The following is a 1,046-nucleotide window of genomic DNA, read 5'->3' on the forward strand; positions in this document are numbered from 1 at the left end:
GAACAGCAGCCCGCCCGGCTTCACGAGCGGCTCGAAGCGCGACAGCACCTGCCCCTGCGTCGGCTTGTCGAAATAGATCATCACGTTGCGGCAGAAGATCGCGTCGAACGGCTTCGCGATCCCGTAGTCCGCATCGGTCAGGTTCAGCTGCTCGAAGCGGATCATCGCGCGCAGCTCGGGGCGCACCTTCACGCGGCCGGCCTGCGCGCCCGTGCCCTTCAGGAAGAAGCGCTTCAGCCGCTCCGGCGCCAGGTGCTTGACCTGGTCATACGTGTAGATGCCGGCCTCCGCCTTCGCGAGCACCTGCGTGTCGAGGTCGGTCGCGAGGATCGACGCGCCGCGCGCGGCCGATTCGCCGAGCGCCTCGATCAGCGTGATCGCGATCGAATAAGGCTCCTCGCCGGTCGACGCCGCCGAACACCAGACCGATACGGGCGCCGGGCGCCCTTTCACGAAATCCGCCAGGATCGGGAAATGGTGCGACTCGCGGAAGAACGCGGTCAGGTTCGTCGTCAGCGCATTGGTGAACGCTTCCCACTCGAGCGGATCGTCTTCCTGCTCGAGCAGGTCGAGGTAGTCGCGGAACGTGTCGAGGCCGCGTGCCCGCAAGCGGCGCGCGAGACGGCTGTACGCCATGTCGCGCTTGTGCTCGGACAGCGAGATCCCCGCGCGTTGATGGATCAGCGCGCGGATGCGTGCGAAATCCGCGCCCGTGAACGCGAAGTCGCGCCCCGGCTCGCCCGCGCGAGGCGAGGCATCCGGTGCATCGGGTCGAAACGGCGCGCGCGCGTGCGACATGATTTAGAAGGTCTCCCAATCGTCATCGGACGTGCCGGACGTGGCCGGCGCCGGCTTCTCGCCGTTCAGCGCCGGGCGCACGAGCGCGGGCTTCGCGGCCGGCTTGCCGGCCGGCGCGGCAGTTTTCGCGAGACGCGGCCCGTAGCCGCCCGCGGCGGCGCCACGGGAAGCCGGCGCGTCCTTCGGCGCATGCGCACCGGCATCGGCCGCGCGCTTCGGTTCTTGACCGGCGCCCGACGCGGCCGCGG

At 69.9% G+C, this 1,046-nt stretch carries 1 protein-coding gene and 1 pseudogene; both read right to left on the reverse strand.

What is annotated here, in order from left to right; all coding sequences use genetic code 11:
• A partial coding sequence (locus L810_RS43760) for a CheR family methyltransferase (RefSeq protein WP_042978555.1) occupies positions 1-798 on the reverse strand: 798 nt, incomplete at its 3' end.
• A gap of 3 nt (positions 799-801) precedes the next feature.
• Positions 802-1,046 (reverse strand): annotated as a pseudogene (locus tag L810_RS43765) (methyl-accepting chemotaxis protein); the annotation flags it as partial.

Origin of the sequence: Burkholderia sp. AU4i, from assembly GCF_000466765.1 — a bacterium.
In the GTDB taxonomy this organism is placed as follows: domain Bacteria; phylum Pseudomonadota; class Gammaproteobacteria; order Burkholderiales; family Burkholderiaceae; genus Burkholderia; species Burkholderia cepacia.